18 protein-coding genes and 1 pseudogene are annotated in these 19,775 nt (G+C 72.1%); 7 read left to right on the top strand and 12 right to left on the bottom strand.

What is annotated here, in order from left to right; genetic code table 11:
• Positions 1-12: 12 nt before the first annotated feature.
• From AB0K15_RS10990 to AB0K15_RS10960, 7 genes are all read left to right on the top strand, one after another.
• On the top strand, positions 13-330 hold the full coding sequence (locus AB0K15_RS10990) for a bifunctional 3-phenylpropionate/cinnamic acid dioxygenase ferredoxin subunit (RefSeq protein ID WP_364048199.1): 318 nt from the start codon (positions 13-15) through the stop codon (positions 328-330).
• A complete protein-coding gene (locus AB0K15_RS10985; protein WP_364048197.1) occupies positions 327-1,499 on the top strand; it encodes an FAD-dependent oxidoreductase in 1,173 nt (390 codons plus the stop codon). The genes AB0K15_RS10990 and AB0K15_RS10985 overlap by 4 nt, the downstream gene beginning before the upstream one ends.
• 9 nt (positions 1,500-1,508) lie before the next feature.
• Positions 1,509-2,393: a LysR family transcriptional regulator gene (locus tag AB0K15_RS10980; protein WP_364048195.1), complete on the top strand. Its 885-nt coding sequence runs from the start codon at positions 1,509-1,511 to the stop codon at positions 2,391-2,393.
• Positions 2,394-2,487: 94 nt separating this feature from the next.
• Positions 2,488-4,845, top strand: coding sequence for an arylsulfatase (locus AB0K15_RS10975; protein ID WP_364048193.1), 2,358 nt, complete (start codon positions 2,488-2,490; stop codon positions 4,843-4,845).
• Positions 4,846-4,931: 86 nt separating this feature from the next.
• Positions 4,932-5,336, top strand: a complete 405-nt coding sequence (locus AB0K15_RS10970) for a GntR family transcriptional regulator (protein WP_364048191.1) — start codon at positions 4,932-4,934, stop codon at positions 5,334-5,336.
• The gene (locus AB0K15_RS10965) at positions 5,333-6,199 is read left to right on the top strand and encodes an ABC transporter ATP-binding protein (protein ID WP_364048189.1); all 867 of its coding nucleotides are present in this window, start codon (positions 5,333-5,335) and stop codon (positions 6,197-6,199) included. Before AB0K15_RS10970 ends, AB0K15_RS10965 begins: the two co-directional genes overlap by 4 nt.
• On the top strand, positions 6,196-7,119 hold the full coding sequence (locus AB0K15_RS10960; RefSeq protein WP_364048187.1) for a hypothetical protein: 924 nt from the start codon (positions 6,196-6,198) through the stop codon (positions 7,117-7,119). The genes AB0K15_RS10965 and AB0K15_RS10960 overlap by 4 nt, the downstream gene beginning before the upstream one ends.
• A gap of 103 nt (positions 7,120-7,222) precedes the next feature.
• Here AB0K15_RS10960 and AB0K15_RS10955 read toward each other — a convergent pair.
• The 12 genes and pseudogenes from AB0K15_RS10955 to AB0K15_RS10900 all read right to left on the bottom strand — a co-directional run.
• Positions 7,223-7,645, bottom strand: a pseudogene (locus tag AB0K15_RS10955) (AAA family ATPase); the annotation flags it as partial.
• Positions 7,646-7,691: 46 nt separating this feature from the next.
• The gene (locus AB0K15_RS10950) at positions 7,692-10,421 is read right to left on the bottom strand and encodes an HAD-IC family P-type ATPase (protein ID WP_364048185.1); all 2,730 of its coding nucleotides are present in this window, start codon (positions 10,419-10,421) and stop codon (positions 7,692-7,694) included.
• 38 nt (positions 10,422-10,459) lie between these two features.
• Positions 10,460-11,440, bottom strand: coding sequence for a polyphosphate kinase 2 family protein (locus AB0K15_RS10945; RefSeq protein ID WP_364048183.1), 981 nt, complete (start codon positions 11,438-11,440; stop codon positions 10,460-10,462).
• Between the two features lie 293 nt (positions 11,441-11,733).
• On the bottom strand, positions 11,734-12,633 hold the full coding sequence (locus AB0K15_RS10940) for a 3,4-dihydroxy-2-butanone-4-phosphate synthase (RefSeq protein WP_364048181.1): 900 nt from the start codon (positions 12,631-12,633) through the stop codon (positions 11,734-11,736).
• Positions 12,630-13,220 carry an NADPH-dependent FMN reductase gene (locus AB0K15_RS10935; RefSeq protein WP_364048179.1) on the bottom strand — a complete coding sequence of 197 codons (591 nt, stop codon included), beginning with the start codon at positions 13,218-13,220 and terminating at the stop codon, positions 12,630-12,632. Before AB0K15_RS10935 ends, AB0K15_RS10940 begins: the two co-directional genes overlap by 4 nt.
• Positions 13,221-13,231: 11 nt before the next feature.
• Positions 13,232-14,560: an NtaA/DmoA family FMN-dependent monooxygenase gene (locus AB0K15_RS10930; RefSeq protein WP_364048177.1), complete on the bottom strand. Its 1,329-nt coding sequence runs from the start codon at positions 14,558-14,560 to the stop codon at positions 13,232-13,234.
• A gap of 116 nt (positions 14,561-14,676) precedes the next feature.
• On the bottom strand, positions 14,677-15,456 hold the full coding sequence (locus AB0K15_RS10925; protein WP_364048175.1) for an alpha/beta hydrolase: 780 nt from the start codon (positions 15,454-15,456) through the stop codon (positions 14,677-14,679).
• Positions 15,457-15,466: 10 nt separating this feature from the next.
• A complete protein-coding gene (locus tag AB0K15_RS10920; protein ID WP_364048173.1) occupies positions 15,467-16,675 on the bottom strand; it encodes an MFS transporter in 1,209 nt (402 codons plus the stop codon).
• A gap of 85 nt (positions 16,676-16,760) precedes the next feature.
• Positions 16,761-17,195, bottom strand: a complete 435-nt coding sequence (locus AB0K15_RS10915) for a L,D-transpeptidase (protein ID WP_364048171.1) — start codon at positions 17,193-17,195, stop codon at positions 16,761-16,763.
• Positions 17,196-17,257: 62 nt separating this feature from the next.
• A complete protein-coding gene (locus tag AB0K15_RS10910) occupies positions 17,258-17,818 on the bottom strand; it encodes an HD domain-containing protein (RefSeq protein ID WP_364048169.1) in 561 nt (186 codons plus the stop codon).
• Between the two features lie 140 nt (positions 17,819-17,958).
• Positions 17,959-18,840 (bottom strand): carbohydrate ABC transporter permease, encoded by an 882-nt coding sequence (locus AB0K15_RS10905; protein ID WP_364048167.1) that lies wholly within the window; start codon positions 18,838-18,840, stop codon positions 17,959-17,961.
• The gene (locus AB0K15_RS10900; protein ID WP_364048165.1) at positions 18,837-19,775 is read right to left on the bottom strand and encodes a sugar ABC transporter permease; all 939 of its coding nucleotides are present in this window, start codon (positions 19,773-19,775) and stop codon (positions 18,837-18,839) included. The genes AB0K15_RS10905 and AB0K15_RS10900 overlap by 4 nt, the downstream gene beginning before the upstream one ends.

The raw sequence follows: 19,775 nt of genomic DNA, 5'->3' as shown, positions 1-19,775 counted from the left end.
CCGGAGGCCCAGATGCTGCGCGCGTGCACAGTGGACGAACTGCCCCCCGGCGAATCCGTCCGGATCGCGGGGCCCGAGCCGATCGCGGTGTTCAACGCCGACGGTGAGCTCTACGCGATCGGCGACACGTGCAGCCACCAGGACGCGTCCCTGGCCGACGGCTGGCTCGAAGGGTGTTTCGTCGAATGCCCGCTGCACGCGGCGCTGTTCGACCTGCGTACGGGGAAGCCGTCGTGCCTGCCCGCGAAGCAGCCGGTGCGCACGTACGAGGTGCTCGTCGACAACGGCGTGATCTACGTGCAGGCGGAGCGCGCCGAGGACGCCGCGTGAAAAGCGTCGCGATCGTCGGCGCTTCGCTCGCCGGGGCGCGAGCCGCGCAGGAGCTGCGCGCGCAGGGGTTCGACGGCCGCGTCGTGCTCGTCGGGGCCGAACCGCATCTGCCCTACGACCGGCCGCCGCTGTCGAAGGCCTTCCTCGCCGGTACCGCGGAGCGCGAGTCACTGGACCTGCTCGACGCCGACGACACGGCGTCGCTGGAGCTGCGGCTGGGCACCCGGGCCGAACGGCTCGACGCCGCCGGCGGCCGGCTCGTGCTGTCCGGCGGCGCCGACCTGGCGGTGGACGGCGTCGTGCTCGCCACGGGCGGTCGGGCGCGGACGCTGCCGGGCACCGAGGGCGTCGCCGGGGTCCACGTGCTGCGGACGCTGGACGACGCGCTGGCCCTGCGCGCGGAACTGGTTCCGGGCGCGCGGGTGGTGATCGTCGGCGCCGGGTTCATCGGGGCGGAGGTCGCGTCGACCTGCCGCTCGCTCGGTCTCGACGTCACAGTGCTCGAAGCGCTGGCCACGCCGCTCGAACGGGTGCTCGGGCCACAGCTGGCCGAGGTGTGCGCCCGGCTCCACGACCACCACGGCACGGTCCTGCGCTGCGGCGCCGCCGTCGACGAGCTCGTGACCACGGGCGGGCGCGTGACCGGCGTCCGGCTCGCGGGCGGTGAGGAACTGCCGGCCGACGTGGTCGTCGTCGGGATCGGCATCGTGCCCGAGACCGGGTGGCTGGCCGGTTCGGGCATCGAGGTGGGCAACGGTGTGCACGTCTCGAGCGGGCTCGTCACCGCGCTGCCCAACGTGGTCGCGGTCGGCGACGTCGCGGCCTACGCGTCGGAAGAAGGCGGACGGCGGCACCGCCAGGAGCACTGGACCAACGCGAGCGAGCAAGCGGGCGTCGCCGTCGCGAACCTGCTCGCCGGCACCACGACGCGGCACTACACGCCGAGCGGCTACGTCTGGTCCGACCAGTACGAAGGCACCCTGCAGCTCGCCGGCCACCCCGGGCCCGGCGACGAGGTCGTGTTCACCGAGGGCGGCCCGGACGACCCCGCGTTCGTCGCGACCTACCGGCGCGACGGAGTGACGGTCGGGGTCTTCGCACTCAACAGTGCCAAGCAGTTCACCCGGTTGCGGCGCCAGGCCTTGCGGCGGCCCGCCTCCGTGGCCTGAACTGCGGGGATGGAACGCCGCCAGCTTCAGTACTTCCTCGCCGTCGTCGACCACGGCGGCTTCACCAACGCGGCCCGGCGGCTGCACGTCGCGCAGCCATCGCTCTCGCACGCCGTGCGCACGCTGGAAAAGGAGCTCGGCGGCCTGCTGTTCCACCGCCTGCCCCACGGCGCCACGCTGACGCCGGCCGGCACGGCGCTGGTCGCCCCGGCCCGGCAGATCCTGCGCGACCTGCGCACGGCCGACGTGTCCGTGCGCGAGGTCCTCGGTCTCGGCGGCGGGACGCTGGACCTCGCGTCGCAGACCACACTCGCCGTCGACCCGCTCGCGAAGCTGCTCGGCCGGTTCCGCGCGGCGCACCCCAAGGTTCTCGTGCGCGTGGGGGCGCCGGAAACGGGCCCGGACGTCGTCAACCGCGTCCGAAATGGACTGAGCGAGGTCGGTCTCGTCGAGTCCGGTGCCGAGACACCGGGGCTCGCCGGGCTCGACCTCGCCGAGCAGGAGGTGTTCGCCGTGCTGCCCGCGGACTCGCCGGTGCGGGAGGTGCTGCCGGTGTCCGCGCTGGCCGCGCTGGACCTGGTCACCACCCCACCCGGCACGGCCACGCGGTGGATCGTCGAGGAAGCGCTGCGCGGCACGGCCGAGCCCCGTGTCGTCGTGGAGACCGAGCACCGCGCGATGATCGTGCCCCTCGTGCTGGCCGGGGCCGGCGCGGCGCTGCTGCCCCGCGCGATGGCCGAGGACGCCCGCCGCCAGGGCGCGGTCACCGTGCCGCTGGACCCGCCGTTGCTGCGGCGCGGCCGGATGGTCTGGCGCGCCGGGCCGCTCTCCCCCGCCGCCGAACGGTTCCTGGCCCTGGCCGGCGAGGCCCATAAAGATCACCTCTCGGCCTGATCGGATTCCGGTCTGGGCCACCCCCGTCCGGAGCCTGGCTGCCCGGGGTACGGCGCTGTGAAGCTCGTTGGCGTCCACTTCGGAAGGAGCCTGCATGTCCGCGTTCCCCGCCGGGCGCCATGTCCTGCCGCGCCCGGACGTCCCCGTGCCCGCGCCCACGGCTCTCGACGTGCGCGAGCAGCGCGGGCGGGGCACGCCGATCGGGCCGGTGCCGCCACCGGAAGGCGCGCCGAACGTCGTGATCGTGCTGGCGGACGACCTGGGCTTCGGCACGTCGAGCGCGTTCGGCGGCCCGTGCGCCATGCCGACGGCCGACCGGCTCGCGGCCGGCGGGCTGCGCTACACGCGGTTCCACGTCACCGCGCTGTGTTCACCGACCCGGCAGGCGCTGCTGACCGGACGCAACCACCACTCCGTCGGCATGGGCGGCACGACGGAGATGGCGACCTCCGCACCGGGTTACCACGGCTTCCGCCCGCGCAGCGCCGCGACGCTCGCGCAGATCTTGCAGGGCAACGGGTACAGCACCGCCGCGTTCGGCAAGTGGCACCAGACGCCGCCGCGTGAGATCAGTGCGGTCGGGCCCTTCGACCGCTGGCCGACCGGCGAGGGGTTCGACACGTTCTACGGCTTCATGGGCGCGGAGATGAACCACTGGTACCCGTTGCTGTACCAGGGAACCACGCCCGTCGAACCCGACCGGCGGCCGGAAGACGGCTACCACCTGACCGAGGATCTCGTCGACCACGCCGTCGACTGGGTGCGCACGCAGCGCACGCTCACGCCGGACCGTCCGTTCTTCACCTACCTCGCCCTCGGCGCCGCCCACGCACCGCTGCACGTCGGCCGCGAATGGCGCGAGCGGCACCGCGGCCGCTTCGACCACGGCTGGGACCGGCAACGGGAACGCACGCTGGCGCGGCAGAAGGAGCTCGGCGTGGTGCCCGAGGACACCGAACTCGCACCGTGGGCCGAAGGCGTGCCGCACTGGGCCGAGCTCGACGGCACCCGGCGGCGGCTGGCCGCGCGGTTCATGGAGACGTTCGCCGCGTTCGTCGGCCACGCCGACACGCAGGTGGGCCGGTTCGTCTCCGCGCTCGAAGAGCTGGGCGAGCTCGACAACACGCTGTTGTTCTACGTGCTCGGCGACAACGGCGCGTCGGGCGAAGGCGGCATCGAGGGCACGCTCGTGGAGCACCGGCTGGGTCACGGGCTAGTCGACGACCCGGAGGAGATGATCCGCCACCTCGACGAGATCGGGAACCCCGGCACCTACCCGATCGCACCGGCCGGCTGGGCGCTCGCGCTGAACACGCCGTACCAGTGGACGAAACAGGTCGCCTCGCACCTGGGCGGGACGCGCGACGGGCTGATCGTGCACTGGCCCGCGGGTGGTGCCGAGGCCGGCGGGCTGCGCCACCAGTACGGCCACGTGATCGACGTGCTGCCCACGATCCTCGACTGCGCGGGCATTCCCGCGCCCCACAGCGTCGACGGCGTGCCGCAGCAGCCGATCGAGGGCGTCAGCCTGCGCGAGACGATCACCGACGCCGCCGCACCCGAGCGCCGCCACACGCAGTACTACGAGATGTGCGGCAACCGCGGGATCTACCACGAGGGCTGGACCGCGGTGACGCGGCACGGCGTGCCGTGGGAGATGGTGGCGACGCAGCGGCGGCCCTTCTCCGACGACGTCTGGGAGCTCTACGACCTCACCCGCGACGCGAGCCAGGCCCACGACCTCGCCGCCGACCACCCGGCGAAACTGCGGGAGCTGCAGGACCTTTTTCTCGTGGAGGCGGCGAAACACCAGGTGTTCCCGCTCGACGACCGCGTCACCGAACGCGAGAACCCCGTGTCGGCGGGCCGGCTCGACCTGCTGGGCGCGCGGACGTCGGTGACCTACCGCGGCGGGATGCGGCGCTTCACCGAGGAGACCACGCCGAACGTCAAGAACCGCTCCCACGTCGTCACGGCCGACGTGGAACTTGCCGGCGCACCCGCGTCCGGCGTCGTCATCGCACAGGGCGGCCGCTTCGGCGGCTGGGCGCTGTACTTCGCCGACGGCCGCCCGGTCTACGTCTACAACTACTTCGGGCTCGAGCACTTCACCGCGGCGGCGACCGACGCGCTCGCGCCGGGCCGGCACGAGCTGCGCCTCGAGTTCACCTACGACGGCGGCGGGCCCGGCCTCGGTGGCCACGCCGTGCTCACCGCCGACGGCGAGAAGCTCGCGGCGGCCCGCGTGGAGCGGACGATCGCGTACTACTTCTCCTTCGACGAGACGCTCGACGTGGGCGTCGACCTCGGCACACCGGTGTCCGACGCCTACGCCGCCGGGACGAACGCGTTCACCGGGCTCCTGCACACGGTCCGGATCGATCTCGGTCCGGCCGCCGAAGGGGCGGAATCCGACGGTGGCCTGCAGCGACGGATTCTGGGCGCCCAGTGACCACCCCCGGATGATCAAGGCTCTGACCGGCCGTTAACCTAGCTCCCTAGTCAATTGGGGTAACGGAGACAGGGGTAACGGACACGGTGTTCGAGTTCCGGTTCGAGAGTGGTTCGGGTGTGCCGCCGTACCTGCAGCTGGTGCGGCAGGTCGAGCACGCCGTGCGGCTCGGTGAGCTCAAGCGGGGCGACCGGCTGCCGACGGTCAAGGAGGTCGCCCGGCAGCTCGTGATCAACCCGAACACCGTGCAGAAGGCCTACCGGGAACTGGACCACCGCGGCATCGTGCGCGGCCGGCCCGGGATGGGCACGTTCGTCGCGCGCGACGACCCGGCGGGCGTGTCGCCCGAACGGCAGGCGCAGCTGCGCGCCGGGTTCGAGCGGTGGATCAACGAGGCCCGCGCGTCGGGCCTGACCGCCGCCGACGTCGAGGCCCTCGTCTCGTCCGTGCTCCTGCGCATCGGAAAACGTTCCGGGAAGGAGAACGAGTGAGCACAGCGGCGATCGCGACCCAGGCCCTGGGCCGGCGCTACGGTCGCACCTGGGGGCTTCGGGATTGCACACTCGAAATCGGCGAGGGCCGCGTGGTCGGCCTCGTCGGGCCCAACGGTGCGGGGAAGTCGACCCTGCTGAACCTCCTGGCCGGGCTCCTGCGGCCCTCCGCCGGGGACCTCGAGCTGTTCGGCCGCCCGGTGAGGCCGGGCGAGCCGACCGACGGCGTCGCGTACCTCGACCAGCGGCATTCGCTCTACGAATCGTTCCGCGTGCGCGAGATGCTCGAAGCCGCGCGCCGGCTCAACCGGCGCTGGGACCACCACGCGGCGCTCGACCGCGTGCGCGAGCTGGGCATCCCGCTGCAGCACCGCGTCGGCGAGCTCTCCGGCGGCCAGCGGGCGCAGGTGGCGCTGAGCGTCGCCCTCGCGCGGCGCCCGGAGCTGCTGGTGCTCGACGAACCCGTCGCGAGCCTCGACCCGCTCGCCCGCCGCGACCTCATGGGCAGCCTGATGGCGGCGAAAGCCGACCACGACTGCACGGTGGTGCTGTCCTCGCACGTCGTGTCCGAGCTGGAGCGGCTCTGCGACCACCTGGTCGTGCTCGACCACGGCCGGGTCGTGCTGTCCGGCGACGTCGACGACCTCATGGCGGAGCACGTGCGGCTCACCGGCCCGTCGTCCACTGTGGACGAGGTCCGGGGCGCCCCGCTGTCGTGCGAACGCCGCGGCGATGCGGCGACGATGCTCATCCGCGGGCCGCGGCCGGCGCTTCCGCCGGGCTGGCGTGCCGAACCGGTCTCACTGGAGGACCTCGTGCTGCACCACCTCGCGGCCGGGTTGCCGAAGGAGGTCGCGGCGTGATCTGGGTTTCCTGGCGGCAGGACCGGGCGCGGCTGCTGGGCCTCGCCGTGCTGTTCGCCGTACTGGCCGGGGGCTACGTGGCGATGGGCGCCGGCATGCGGAGCTCGCTGTCCACAGTGGACCTGCCCGGTTGCTTCGCCGGCGCGCCGGACCCCCGGTGCGGCGGCTGGCCGGCGCTGATCGCCTTCGTGCACAACTACGCTCAGCTGCTGCTGACGCTCCTGCCCGCCGCGCTCGGCATGTTCCTCGGGGCGCCCGTCGTGGCGACGGAGCTGGAGCACCACACGTTCCGGTTCACCTGGACGCAGTCGGTGACCCGCGGCCGGTGGCTGGGCTCGAAGCTGCTGCTCGGGGGCGGGTTCTCCGTGGTCTACGGGCTCGTGTTCGCCACCGCGTACGCGTGGTGGTTCGCGCCCGCCACACAGTTCGAAGGATGGTTCCCGACCTTCGACTTCGGGCTCGTTTCCTTTCCGGCGACCTGCCTGTTCGGTTTCGCGCTCGGAGTCGCGGGCGGAGCGGTGTTCCGGCGGACGCTCGCCGGTGCGGCCGTGGCGCTCGTGGGCTTCCTGCCGGTGATCGTGGTCGTGAAGAACCTCGTGCGCCCGCGGTTGCTCTCCCCCGTGCTCACCGAGCAGATCCACTTCGGCGACCTCACCGTCGGCACGCAGGTGTTCCGCGACGGCGCCGGCGTGATCCACGGCTACGACGAGACCCTGGCCCTGGCCGGGATCCCGCGGCCCCCGATCCCGGGAATGGAGCCGGTCGGCCGGCTGGCCGCGGCCGGGTTCACCCGGCTGTACCCCGTGCAGCCGGCCGGGCGGTTCTGGACGTTGCAGCTGTGCGAGGCGGGTCTGTTCGCGCTGCTGGCCGCGCTGTGCGTGGCGCTCGCGTCCTGGTGGGTCCGCCGGCGCCTGGCCTGAGGACGGCGCGCGACGCGGCGGAGCGGGTAAGCACCTGGGCACTGCTGAAGCCCGGGGGCACCCGCCCCGCACGCAGCTCCTCGCGTACGACGCGGGCTCTCGCGACGTGCCGCGCGAATGAGCGGCTCCGCACGATCCGGGCCCGGCGGTGCTGCCCGGCCAGCGCCTCCTCGGCGGTCGCGTCGAGCCACAGCAACCGAGCCGGCCGCCGGGTGCCCCGGGCCACCAGGCCGAGCCAGCGCCGCGTCGAGGCGCGGGTCGCGGGCTCGTGCACGACGAGCGGTCCCCGCCGCAGCGCCGCGGACAGCACGATCCGCGCGCGGTGGCACACGTGCACCACCGGCCGGTAGAGCCGATACGGCACGGCAGCCGGCAGCACGGCCCCGAGGCGGCCGCGGACCTGGTCCGAATCGAGCACCCGCAGGGAGCCGGCCGCGTGGTGCAGCAGGGTCGTCTTGCCCGCTCCCGGCAGTCCCGCCACCACGAGCAGGTCGCGGCTCCCGAGCTCGATCACCGTGCGCTCCATGCCCTGACAACGGGCAACGAAAGGTAATGGTTCCTTTACCATTGCCTCACGGGCGATTGACCCGGTGCGCGCCGCTCCCCTTCAGCTGCCGCGCCACGGCCTTGCCGGCCTCCCACAGGATCAGCAGCGCGACCGCCGGGACCAGGGCCCAGAAGAACTGCGTCAGCGTCAGGTCCGTGGTGCCCAGCAGCTTGTTGAAGACGTCCATCTTGATGACCAGCACCGCGAGCACGAACTCGCCCAGCATCGCCCAGTTCATCTGCTTGCTGTCGAACGTGGCGACGGTCAGCGCCGTCCCCGTCTCGCTGCGGCATTCGACCGCCGCCACGATCAGGCACAGGGCGAAGGCCGTGAGCGCGATCGTCGTGGCCACCTCGGCGCTGCCGTAGTACGCCTGGCCCAGCGAAAGCAGCAGGAGCAGCCCGACGGTCACGGCGAGCCCGGAGAGCCCGACGGTGATGAACACCGGGCGCGTGAGCACGGATTCGCCGCGCGGCCGCGGTCTCAACCCCATGAGGCCCGGTGTTTCGCGGTCGAAGCCGAGCGCGAACCCGAAGGGCGCGTTCACCACGAAGTGGATCCACAGGACCTGCGCCGGCGTGAACGGCTCGCCGGCGGCGATGTTGAACAGGCTGGCGCCGAGGAACGTCAGCACGAACACGACCAGCAGCACGAGGACGAAACGGATGTACTTGGTGAGGTTGTCGTAGATCTTGCGGCCCTGCTCGACGGCGAACACGATCGTCGCGAAGTTGTCGTCCGAGAGGATCATCCGGCTCGCGTTCTTCGCGACGTCGGTGCCGCTGCCCATCGCGATCCCGAGGTCCGCCGCCTTGATGGCCGGCGCGTCGTTGACACCGTCGCCGGTCATGGCGACGACGTCCCCCTTCCTTTTCAGCGTGTCGGCCAGGATCACTTTGTGTTCCGGGGAAACGCGCCCCACGATGCCGATGTCGTCGATGCGCGAGAGCCGCTCGGCCTCGGGCAGGTCCGCGAACTCCGAGCCCAGGACCGCGTCGCCCGGGATGCCGAGCTGCTTCGCGATCGCCGCGCCCGTGGTGACGTCGTCGCCGGTCACCATGCGCACCCGGATGTGGGCCGCCTGCGCGCTCGCGACCGCCGCCTGGGACTGCTCACGCGGCGGGTCGACCATCGCGACGAGGCTCATCACCTGCAGGCCGGTCACGTAGGACAGCAGGTCGCCGTCCGCGTCGAACGCGGCCGGGTCGAGGTCGCGCTGGGCGGCGGCCATCACGCGCCGGCCCTGCCCCTCCATGCTCTTCATGCGTTCCCGGGCCTGCCGGTCCACGGCGTCGTCCCAGGGCACGGGCCCGCCGCCGGACAAGGCGGTCGCGGCGCGGTCCAGTACCGCCGGCGCGGCACCTTTCACGAAGCAGCGCACGACCGCCCGGCCCGAGTCGTCGGTCGTCGGGTGGAAGGTGGCCATCAGCTTGTACGACGGGTCGAAGGGCAGAGTGGCCGTGCGGGGCAGCTTCTCCCGCGTCGCGTCCACGTCGAGGCCGGCTTTGGCGCCGAGCACGAGCAGGGCGCCCTCCGTCGGATCGCCGACGACCTTGCCCTCGACGATCTTCGCGTCGCTGGCGAGCAGGTAGGGCAGGATCGCGCTCTCGATACCGCCCGCCGAGCCGGCGGCGTGGTGCACCTTGCCCTCGATGCCGTACCCGATGCCGCTCACGGTGTAGCGGTCGGTCTGGGTCACCACCTCGACGGCGGTCATCTGGTTCATCGTCAGCGTGCCGGTCTTGTCCGAGTTGATCGCGGAGGTGAACCCGAGCGTCTCGACCGAGGGGAGGTCCTTGACGATCGCGTTGCGTTTGGCCAGGTCCACGCTGCCGAGCGACAGGATCACCTGGCTCACCGTGGGCAACGCCTCGGGGATGGCGGCGATCGCCAGCGAGATCGCGCTCACGAAGAGGACGTCCCACGACAGGTCCCGGCTGCGGCCCAGCACGAACATCACGACCATGGTGATCCCGGCCGCCGCGGCGATCCACAGCGTGAGGGTGTTGAGCTGCTTCGTCAGCGGCGACTGCTCACGCGCCGTGGCCGAGAGCATCCCGGAGATCTTGCCCAGCTCGGTCTCCTTGCCCGTGCCCGTCACGATGACGGTGGCGCTGCCGTGCGTCACCGGGCAGTTCATGAACGCCATGTTCGACTGGTCGCCGGGGCCGAGCTTGCCGGCGGGCAACGCGACCGCGTCCTTCGCCGCCGGCGTGCTCTCCCCCGTCAGCGCCGACTCGTCGATCTGCAGCGCATTGGCCACGACGATGCGGCAGTCGGCCGGGACCTGGTCGCCCGCCGTGATCAGCACGACGTCGCCGACCACGAGCTCCTCGGCCGGGACCGCCTCTTCGACCCCGTCGCGGCGCACCCGCGCGGTCGCCTTCATCATCGACTTCAGCGCGTTCATCGCGCTTTCGGCCTTGCCCTCCTGGCGCAGGCCCGCTACCGCGTTGCCGACCGTGAGCACGAGCAGCAGCACGGCCGTGCCCCACTGCTTGATCACCAGCGACACCACGGCGGCTGCGACCAGGATGAGCTGCATGTAGCTGGTGTACTGGTCGAGGAACCGCCGCCACGCCGGCTTGGGTTTCTCCTCGGGCAGGGAGTTGGGGCCGTTCACGCTGAGCCGCTCCGCCGCCGTCGCCGACGAGAGCCCGAACTCCAGGTCGACGCCGAACGCCGAGGCGACGTCGCCGGGGATGCGTGAGTACCAGCTGTGCTCCTTCGCCGGCACGTGCTCGTGTGCGACCATTTCCGCCCTCCGATCGCCGTGAGCCGAAACCGCTGCCTTCAGTTCTTCTTTTTCTTCTTCTTGCGCCGCTTCTTTTCCACGGCCGCGGCGGCGTACGGGTCGGCCGCCGCGCCTTCGGGTGCTTCGGCTTCCAGCTCCGCCCGCGCGACGAGGAGGTCTTCGCGCCGCTCGTCGTTCACCGTGGGGTACTGGGGGTCGATGTCGATCAGGGTGTGCGCCAGGACGGCGGCCGCGCAAATGCGGGCGAACCACTTGCGGTCGGCCGGGATGACGTACCACGGCGCCCATTCCGTGCTGGTCGCCGAGAGCACCTTGGAGAACGCGTGCTGGTAGTCGTCCCAGAACCGGCGTTCGCGGGCGTCGGCCGCGGAGAACTTCCAGTTGCGGTCTGGCTCGTCGATCCGCCTGAGGAACCGCGTGCGCTGCTCTTCCTTTGAGAGGTTGAGGAACAGCTTCACGATCTTGAACCCGTTGTCGGTCAGGTAGTGTTCCCAGTCGTTGATCTCCCGGAACCGGCGCGCCCACACGTGCCCGCGCCGAGCCGACGCGGGCAGCTGCTGGTGGTCCAGGTGCTCCGGGTGCACCCGCACCACGAGCACCTCCTCGTAGTGCGACCGGTTGAAGATCCCGATGTCGCCGCGCGCGGGGAGCCGGCGCGCGTAGCGCCACAGGTAGTCGTGGTCCAGCTCCTCGGACGAGGGCACCTTGAACCCGTTCACGCTCACACCCTGCGGGTTCACGCCGCTCATCACGTGCCGGATCGTGCCGTCCTTGCCCCCGGCGTCCAGCGCCTGCAGGCAGACCAGCACGCCGTAGGTGTTCTGGGCGGCCAGGCGCCGCTGGTAGTCCGCCAGCATGGCGACTCCCGTCGCGAGCAGCTCGCGGCCGTCCTTCTTGCGCAGCACGTCACCTCGGTAGGCCGGGTCGAAGTCCCGGGAGAGGCGCACCTTCGACCCCGGCTCGACCCGCAACGGCCTGATGAACTCCGCGATCCGCTCGGCCCGTTTGTCGCCCGCCATGGTTCAGTCCTCTTCGCACCGACCAGGGTCCCTTCCCCCGGCGATGCCTGAACCTTTCAACGACAGCGGCTTTCCCCCTCACCTGCTGAGGGCGAGATATCCCGGCGGCCCGCGCCCCGCCCGCCTCACCGGCCGCCCGGGCACGGGAGTCGGCGGACCCGCGCGGCCGGCTGTGCGGCGACGGAGCCGGTCGGCGCGTGCGGCCTCACCCGTTTCGGGTGAGGTGCGCCGCGCGGACCCGGTTTCGCGGCACCGTTGCGGGCCGCAAGTCCACAGTGGAACTCCTGACGCGGTCAGGCCCCCACGCCGAGGTCGCGCAGGATCTGGTCCGCCACGTGATCCGCGCGGCCGTCCGGCACCGGGTGCCCGGTGAGCGCGGACCACAGCGAGCGTCGGCCGCGGACGTAGACCAGCACGCCCGACCCCGCGCGCGAGATCTCGGCGAGCGAGCCGCGCACGGCCCGCTCGCACCCGCAGTGCCGAGCACCGAAAGCGTCGCCCGCCGGGCACTCCACGTGGACGCGCACCACCGCGGCGCGCCCCGGTTCGCCGTGGACGAGGGCGACGTGCTCGCCGCCGTCGACGAGGTCACGGTACCCGAGCGCCCGGAAACCGCCGTGCGCCAAGGGAAGCCGGGCGTCCGCGACGCGTTCCACGAGCCGTTCGCACGCCCGCCGGTACGCCGCCACTTCGGTGACCGTCACCCACCGCAGGCCGTCGGCCGCGACGTCGAGCTCCACGAAGGCCGCGACGGGCTCGCAGCCCGCGATCCGGGCGAGGTCCACGGCGGCTTCGGCGAGGCCGGGGCGTTCGAGCACCCCGAGCTCGCGCGTGCGGATCGGGAACACGGGCCCGGGCACGCGGAAGTCCTCACGGCGCGTCGCGGGATCGGCCAGCGCGCGCAGGGTGCGGGCCGGTGCCCCGTGCCCCACGCCGACGTGGGCGTCGGAGCCGGGCACCATCGCCGGGATCCGCAGCCGGTCGAGCCACGCGCCGGGCAGCGCGCAGCCGACCGCCCCGCCGTGGGCGGCCAGGAACCGCGCCGTCTCGCCGGTCGCGAGCTCGGCCGCGGCGACCAGCGCCGCGCCCGCCTCTCCCGCGACCAGCACGACCTCACCCCGGGCCAGCGCCGCGGCGGCGTCCGCCGCGACACCCTCCACCGCGGCCGCCTCCCGGGCCGGTGACAGCGTCACGCGGCGCTCCACAGCCGTGCGAACCCGCACACCTGACGGCCCACTGTGGCCAGCTGGTCACCGACTTTCGCGTCGGCGATCCCGCCCGCCGCGTCGAACGGCTTGGTCGCCGAGTTCACCACGACCCCCAGCGGCGTCGGCCAGCCGCGCAGGGCGTGGACCGTCGAGCGCAGCGACGTCAGCGTGGTGACCCCGGCCTGCCAGCCGCCCGTCGCGACGACGCAGCCCACGGCCTTGCCGTCGAGGTAGGGCACGGCGTCGCCGGCCAGCTCCTGCAGGTGGTCGAGCGCGTTCTTGAGCAGCCCGGAGATCCCGCCGTGGTAGCCGGGCACGGACAGCACGAGGGCATCGGCCCGCCGCACGGCTGCGAGCAACCGCACGGCCTCGTCGGTCAGCGGTGCCACGCCCGGGTCGTACATCGGCAAGGTCAGCTGCGCGGCCGTGATCAGCTCGGTCTCGGCACCCTCGGCCGCGGCCGCCGCGAGCGCGTGCCGCAGCGCGCGCTCCGACGTCGAACCCGGCCGCAGCGTGCCGCCGATCCCCAGCACCCGCACGGGGTCTCCCCCGGTCCTCGGCAAGACGGTCATGATCGGCTCCTTCAGCCGGCCGGGACGAGCGACGGGGCGGCCAGGCCCAGGCTCTCGCGCAGGGTGTCGTGCTCGTAGTCGGTGTGGAACAGGCCGCGCCGCTGCAGCTCCGGCACCAGCATCCCGACGGCGTCGTGCACTCCCGAGGGCAGCATGTCGACCATCAGCGTGAAGCCGTCGGCCGCGCCGGCCAGCAGGCGTTCCTGCATCCGGTCGGCGACCTGCTCCGCGGTGCCGACGACCTGGTGGTGGCCGCCGCCGTAACTGCCGATGAGCTCACGGACGGTGAGGTCCTCCTTCACCGCGAGGCTCACGATGCTGCGGCGGAACCCGATCGAACCGGTGAACTCCTCGTCGGGGCCGAGCAGGTGCGCGGGGAACTTCTCGTCGAGCTCGAGCACCTCGACCGGCAGGCCGACGCGCTTGGAGAGCTTCTTGATGTTCGCGGTCACGCCGAAGACCTCGTCCATCAGCTGCTTGCGCTCCTGCGCGTCCTTCTCGGTGGCGCCGAGGACCACGGACATGCCGGGCAGGATCTTGATGCTGTCGGGATGGCGGCCGTAGTCCGCGGCACGGCGGCGCATGTCCTCGCGGAACGCGACGGCGTCTTCGAGCACGTGCTGGGCGGTGAACACCACGTCGGCGTACTTGGCCGCATGGTCCCGGCCGCGGTCGGACGAGCCGGCCTGGAAGATCACCGGGCGGCCCTGCGGCGAGCGCGCGAACGGCATCGGGCCCTTCACCGAGAAGTACTCGCCGACGTGGTTGATCTCGTGCACCAGGTCGGGGTCGGCGAACACCCCGGCCTCCTTGTCGCCGACGAGTGCGCCCTTCTCCCAGCTGTCCCACAGCTTGAGCACCACGTCGATGAACTCGTCGGCGCGCGCGTAGCGTTCCGCGTGGTCGGGGTGGCTGCCGCCGCCGAACATCTCGATCACGGTCGGGTTCTGCGTGGCGATGGAGTTCCAGCCGACGCGGCCCTGGCTGAGGTGGTCCAGCGTCGCGAAGCGCCGCGCCAGGTCGTAGGGCTGGTTGTAGGTCGTCGACGCCGTGCCGACCAGGCCGATCCGGTCGGTGATCCCGGCCATCAGCGACAGCACGGTGACGGTGTCGAGCGCGCCGCACGGGCGCTCGGTGCCGACCTCCTGGTTCGTCATCTGCTCGGCGAGGAAGATCGCGTGCAGCTTCCCGGCCTCGGCCGTGCGGGCGATGTCCTTGTACAGCGCGGGCGTCAGGTGGTCACCGGCATCGCCTTCGCGCGCCATCCACGCGCCGGTGTGCATGCCGAGGCCGTGCATCAGCGCGGCCGTAAGGATCATGGAGGGGGTGCCGGCGTCCACGGGGGTTCTCCTTGGCGTCGTCGGGGATCAGGGCCACCGTCGACGCTAGGTTCACGCCGCTGCGGCGACCAGCGGCGTTCTGTGAGGGGATCCCTTAGCGTGGCTAACACCTCCGCTCACCCCGGTGGCGCGAGGTCCTCCGGACTGGTGCCGTCGGCCCGCACCGGCGTGTGCTCGAGTTCCACTGTGGACAGTTCGGCGAGGGTGCCGACCAGCGCCGGCCATGCCGGTCCGCCCGCCACGACCACGTCCAGGTGCCCGGCGCCGGGCACCAGCACCAGCTCCGCGCCGGTCGCGCCGGCGTAGTCGCGGGACAGCTGCGCGGGCAGGGCGGTGTCGAGCTCTCCGTGGAAGACGACCACGGGCCCGGGCGGCGTGCCGAGCGCGGCGGGATCGGACTGGGCGTAGCGCTCCGGTACGTCCTCCGGTCCGCCGCCCAGCAGCCGGTCGACGGGACCTCCGGGGTCACGGCGGTGGGCGTCGGCCAGCGCGGCCACGGGAGCGAGCGCGACGACCGCGGGCGCGCCGGGCCCGTGGGCGGCCCACAGCGCGAGCGTGCCGCCGGCCGAGTGTCCCAGCACCACCAGCCGGGCCGGGTCGATCCGGCCCGGCGCCGTGCGCTCGATCAGGCCCGGCAGCGTGTCCACGGCGAGGCCGGTGTCGGCGAAGGTCGCGGGCCAGCCGCCACCGCCGCCGGGCCGGCGGTACTCCACGTTGGCCACGGCGAACCCGTGGCGCGGCAACGCCCGAGCGAGCGGTTCGAGGTAGCCGCGGTCGACGTCGACGCTCCAGGATCCGCCGTGCAGCACGAGAACGAGGGGCGCGGGAGCGGCGGCGGGGAAGAACACGTCGGCGAGCTGGTCGGATTCCGGCCCGTATCGCACGGTGAGGTCCATGCCGGCGAGCCTAGCGAGCGTCCTGCTCCAGCTTTCCCAGCCGAGGCACCAGGACCAGCGACGCAAGCACGAGGCAGCCACCCACCAGGATCGGGGTGCGGACGCCCGCCGCGGTGCCCAGAACGCCGCCCAGGGCCGCGCCGAGGGGGATGCCGCCCCAGCCGATGAGGCGGTAGGCGCTGCTCACGCGGCCGCGCAGCTCGCGCGGGACCAGGCGCTGGCGCACCGACACGGCCTGCACGTTCCAGACGACGATGCCGAAACTGCCCAGTGCGTACATCCCGCCCACGAGCACCACGGACGTCGCGAACGAAGTCACCACCAGGGCGGTGCCGATGGCCGTGATCGCGAGGCCGATGCGCGCGCCGAGCGGCACCAGGCGCTTCAGCGGCCCCGCGCCGAACGACCCCAGCACGCCACCGGCGGCGCCCGACGCGAGGACCAGGCCGTAGGCGAACTCCGGCGCGTGCAGCGTCCGGACGACGAGCAGCACCAGCACCGACGTCGCCAGCTGCACCGCCAGCGCGGCCAACCCCAGCTCGAACGCGAGCAGCCGCAGCCCGTGGTGACCCCAGAGCCAGCGCACGCCTTCGGCGATGTCCGCGCGCATCGAGCGGCCTGAGCGCGCCGGCACCGCGGGCCGCGCCCGCACGAACCACATCAGCAGCGCCGCCAGCGCGAACGACGCCGCGTCCACCACTAGCGGTGTCCCAGCCGAGGCCGCGAACAACGCCGCCCCCAACGGCGGCCCGACGAACTGCAACCCGATCACCTGGCTGCCCTGCAGGCGGCCGTTCGCCACGTCAAGCCTTGCGGGCGCAACGATGTCGGGCAGCATCGCCGTGGACGCATTGTCGAACACCGTCTCCGCGCACCCCAGCGCGAACGCCAGCGCCACCAGCACCCCGACCGGCGGCGTGGCCAGGAAAACCCACCCCGCGGCGGCCGCCAAGAGGACGACCCGCACCGCGTCCGTGCGCCACATCAGTGTCCTGCGGTCGTGGCGATCGGCCAGCGCGCCGCCGAACAACGAGAACACCAGCCACGGCAGCGATCCGGCGACCGCGACCGCGCTCACGGCCCCCGCCGTCGGCGACCCGGCCACCGCGAGCAGCGGCAGCACCGCCACCCGCACCCCGTCGCCCACCACGGACACCGACGCGGCCGCCCAGACGCGTGCGAAGTCCGGGCCGAGCCGCTCCCCCTGCCCCACCGTCACCCGGCCATCCTGCCAGCACGGGGGTCCAGACCACCACGACCACGCGGGGCGGGAACCTCCCCACCCCGCCGACCGCCGTACTTCGCTACTGGACCACCTGGACCACGTCACCCGGGTGGAGTGCGTTGTAGAACGCCACCGCGTCGGCGTGGGACAGGTGGACGCAGCCGTGCGACTGCACCTTCAGGCTGCCCTGGTGGAACGCCACGCCGGTGGTCGTGAAGAAGACCGAGTACGGCATGGGCCCGTTGAACTGCTTGCTGTAGTGGTCGATGTCCTTGTACTGCACGTGGAACGTGCCGGCCGGCGTCGGGTACGCGGGTTTGCCCACCGTGATGGGCACACCGCCGCGGACCACCTTCCCGTCGTCCATCAGCCAGGCCGTGCCGGTGTGCAGCTGCACGCAGGCTTTCGCCTGGGCACCGCACGGCGCGGTGGCCGCGTTCGCGCTGTCGGCGAAACCGATCGTGGCCGCGACCGCCGCCGCGCCCGCCAAGGCTGCCGTGATCCTCCACTTCATCGTTCTGCCTCCCGTCAGTCACCGGAAGAATTCCCCGGCCGGCGAGTTTCCAACCAACAGGATCACATGGTGCGCCACGCCAGCGGCGACAACGCCAGCGCGGCAGCGGCGAGGCGGCGCGCCGTCTCCGTGAACAGACCGGCGCACGCGGAGTCGACCCACTCGTCCACTGTGGACACACCCGACGACCGGTACTCCAGCGCCTGCAGGAGCATTTCGAGCTTGTCGGCGTCCTTCGCACAACGCGCCTCAGCGGACTCCCGCGCCTCGTACTCGTCGACGGCCTCACGCACCACCACCCGCGAGCGCGACGGCAGCGCGGCCGTCTGGTCCGCCGTGATCGCCCGCGGGTCCGGCTTCACCAGATACGGCCCGGCCGAATGCGGCAGATCACCCGTCCGGGTCTCCTGCGTGTCGTGCCACAACGCCAGAAACGCCGCGCGCTCCGCAGACGCGCCTTCCTCCGCGGCCAGCAGCGCCGCGAGCTGAGCCGCCCGCAGGCTGTGCTCGGCCACGGACTCCGGATCCCGCACGCCGGCCTGCCACCAGCCGCTGCGGCGGATGCGTTTGAGCACGCCGAGCTCGTATCCGAAGGCGGCCAGCGCGGTGGGCTCGTCAGCCATGTCTGCGTACTCCCGGGGTCGGTGATCTCCGTCGCCCAGCCTAGGCGGCCGTCGAGCTCGAAGCATCGACACGATCCCGACACGTGCACGGCCCGCGACCGACCCGGTGGCGGTGCTCGGTCAGGAAGCCACTCCGCTGCTCATTCCTTGACCGCGCCCATCGTGAATCCGCTGACGAACCGGTCCAGGAACCAGGTGAACACCAGTGCGATCGGCACGGCCACCAGCACCGTGGCGCCCTGCAGCGACTGCCAGAAGAACACGTCGCCGCGCACCAGCTGGGTCGGCACCCCGATGCTGACCGACATCTGGTCCGTCGGGGCGACGAAGGCGAGTGCGTAGATGAACTCGCTCGCGGTCAGGGTGAAAGCGAACACGACCACCGCGATGATGCCGGGGTACGCCAGTGGCAGGACGGCCCGTACGAACGCACCCACCCGGCTGTAGCCGTCGACCATGGCCTGTTCCTCGATGTCCTTCGGGATGTTCTTGAGGAATCCCATGAGCAGCCAGACCGAGACCGGAATGGTGATGGTCGGGTAGATCAGGACCAGCGACCACGTCGAGTCCTGGAGCCCGACGGCCACCACGATCCGCGAAAGCGCGAGGAACAGCAGGCTGGGCGGCACGAGGTAAACGAGGAAGATGCCGATCGCCATGGGCCCGGACCACGGTCGATCCAGCCGGGCCAGCGCATACGCGGCGGGCAGGCCGAGAGCGAGCGTGATCAGCACGACCAGGATCCCGACGAGCAGGGTGTTGGCCACGAAGGTCAGGAACTCGGTGTCGGTGAACAAGTAGCCGACGTGGTCCGAGGTGGGCGGCCGGTTGAACACGAACGGGTTGTTCTGAGGGTTGTACAGGTCCCGGTTCTGCTTGAACGCCGTGATCAGGCTCCACAGGAAGGGCGCCGCGCAGATCAGCGCCGCCGCGATCGCCGTCAGGTACAGGCCGACCCGGGCGAGCACGTGCCGCCTGGCGTATCGCCGCCGCAGCCGGCCGGCTTCCTCGGCCGTGGTCATCGGACCTCGATCCGGCGCACCACACGCAGGATGAGCACCGCCGCGGCGAGCAACAGCGGGAACAGGAACAGCGCGATGACGGCACCCTGGGCCACGTCGCCGCCGTCGATGCCGCGGTAGAAGGCCCAGCTGGCGAGCACCTGCGTGGCGTCGTTCGGTCCGCCACGGGTGAGCACGCGGACCACGGCCATGTCGGTGAACGTGAAGATCGCGCCGAACAACGCGGCGACCGCCGCCACCGGGAGGACGAGCGGGATGGTGATCTCGAACATCCGGCGCCAGTACCCCGCCCCGTCGACCCGCGCGGCCTCGTCGATGTCCTTCGGAATGGCCATCAACCCGGCCATCATGATCACCGCGGCGAGCGGGGTCAGCCGCCAGACGTGGACTGCGATCACCGAGGCCATCGACAGGCCGGGCCGGCCGAGCCAGTACACGTTCTCCGCCGGACCGAGCGCGCCGAACTGCCGCAGCATCCAGTCGATCGGCGAATAGACGGAATCCAGCAGCCAGAGCCACGAGATCGACGACAGGGCCACCGGCGTCGTCCACGCCAGCAGGACCAGGAAACGGACCAGCCATTTGCCGCGGAAGTCCGCGATGAGGATGTTGGCGAGCACCTTGCCCAGCACCACGATCAGGACCATCGAGATCAGGGTGAACACGAACGTGTTGCCCAATGACCGCCAGAACACGGGGTCGTCGAAGACCCGGGCGAAGTTGCGGACGCCGACGAAATCGAACGAGGGGTCACCGGCCGTCACGTCCGAGAACGCGAACGCGATGGCGAGGACGAACGGAACACCGACCAGCGCGACGATGTAGACGACGCTGGGCAGCAGGAAACCCCACGCCAGCAGGCCGTCGCGGTCCGCCAGCCGGCGCCGCGCCGGGGCGGTCGCGGGGGTGGTGGCCGCGTCGGTGGTGGTGGCCAT

The organism is Amycolatopsis sp. NPDC049253 (assembly GCF_040678995.1).
Lineage (GTDB): Bacteria > Actinomycetota > Actinomycetes > Mycobacteriales > Pseudonocardiaceae > Amycolatopsis.
The sequence above is the reverse complement of the archived record's forward strand: the minus strand, read 5'-3'. Positions and strand labels throughout refer to the sequence as shown.

Excerpts from the sequence above, each read along its gene's own strand:
- AB0K15_RS10900 (WP_364048165.1), bottom strand. The coding sequence starts at position 19,775 with ATGGCCACCACCACCGACGCGGCCACCACCCCCGCGACCGCCCCGGCG.
- AB0K15_RS10915 (WP_364048171.1), bottom strand. The coding sequence starts at position 17,195 with ATGAAGTGGAGGATCACGGCAGCCTTGGCGGGCGCGGCGGCGGTCGCG.
- AB0K15_RS10975 (WP_364048193.1), top strand. The coding sequence starts at position 2,488 with ATGTCCGCGTTCCCCGCCGGGCGCCATGTCCTGCCGCGCCCGGACGTC.
- AB0K15_RS10910 (WP_364048169.1), bottom strand. The coding sequence starts at position 17,818 with ATGGCTGACGAGCCCACCGCGCTGGCCGCCTTCGGATACGAGCTCGGC.
- AB0K15_RS10935 (WP_364048179.1), bottom strand. The coding sequence starts at position 13,220 with ATGACCGTCTTGCCGAGGACCGGGGGAGACCCCGTGCGGGTGCTGGGG.
- AB0K15_RS10980 (WP_364048195.1), top strand. The coding sequence starts at position 1,509 with ATGGAACGCCGCCAGCTTCAGTACTTCCTCGCCGTCGTCGACCACGGC.
- AB0K15_RS10925 (WP_364048175.1), bottom strand. The coding sequence starts at position 15,456 with ATGGACCTCACCGTGCGATACGGGCCGGAATCCGACCAGCTCGCCGAC.
- AB0K15_RS10990 (WP_364048199.1), top strand. The coding sequence starts at position 13 with ATGCTGCGCGCGTGCACAGTGGACGAACTGCCCCCCGGCGAATCCGTC.
- AB0K15_RS10950 (WP_364048185.1), bottom strand. The coding sequence starts at position 10,421 with ATGGTCGCACACGAGCACGTGCCGGCGAAGGAGCACAGCTGGTACTCA.
- AB0K15_RS10905 (WP_364048167.1), bottom strand. The coding sequence starts at position 18,840 with ATGACCACGGCCGAGGAAGCCGGCCGGCTGCGGCGGCGATACGCCAGG.
- AB0K15_RS10945 (WP_364048183.1), bottom strand. The coding sequence starts at position 11,440 with ATGGCGGGCGACAAACGGGCCGAGCGGATCGCGGAGTTCATCAGGCCG.